This is a genomic window from Vibrio sp. 2134-1, assembly GCF_033339495.1.
In genome coordinates this window covers 1-639 of sequence record NZ_JAWOUS010000555.1, presented here as the reverse complement: position 1 = coordinate 639, position 639 = coordinate 1, and the positions used below count along the sequence as shown (strand labels likewise).

At 43.7% G+C, this 639-nt stretch carries 2 protein-coding genes; both read left to right on the top strand.

Going from position 1 to position 639, the window contains the following annotated elements:
• On the top strand, nt 1-195 hold a 195-nt coding region (locus tag R7R78_RS27195; RefSeq protein ID WP_225474746.1), incomplete at its 5' end, for a helix-turn-helix domain-containing protein.
• A 2-nt stretch (nt 196-197) separates the two neighbouring features.
• Complete coding sequence (luxU, locus tag R7R78_RS27190) at nt 198-536, top strand: quorum-sensing phosphorelay protein LuxU (RefSeq protein ID WP_025553179.1); 339 nt, start codon at nt 198-200, stop codon at nt 534-536.
• Nucleotides 537-639: the final 103 nt, after the last annotated feature.

Sequence of the window (639 nt, the reverse complement as noted above, 5' to 3'; positions counted from 1 at the left end):
CTGATTGAGCCAAAAGCGATGACTGTTTCAGAGATCATGCCGCTATGGATGACAGAGAAAATGGCGATTGAACAAGCGATTGAGGCGTGTGACGGTAATATTCCAAGAGCCGCTGGGTATCTTGATGTCAGTCCGTCAACGATTTACCGCAAACTACAAGCATGGAATGGTAAAGAAGAGCGGCAGAAGGTGTAAGCATGACGATATTGAATCAACAAAAAATAGATGAACTGTCGATGGAAATCGGCAGTGATAACGTGCCTGTTTTGCTCGATATTTTTTTGGGTGAGATGGATACGTACATCGACAACTTGTCGCAGTTAGAAGGTTCAGAGCGCTTAATGTATTTGAAAGAGATCAGCCATGCGCTAAAAAGCAGTGCTGCGAGTTTCGGAGCCGACAGTTTGTGTGAGTTAGCGATGTCTATCGATAAAAAAGCCAAATCTGGTGAGTTAGTTGAACAGGGTAGTGAGGTTAACACTATGCTTGAACGCTTGAATGAAACACGCGACGCGTATCGCTCTTGGACTCAATAAAGTCTTTACTTTTTTCAAACACAAAGCCCTTCCATATTGGAAGGGCTTTATCGTATCAACGTTGGCAGTCTCAAGTGGCTACTTAGCGAGTAGTTGGTTTTCT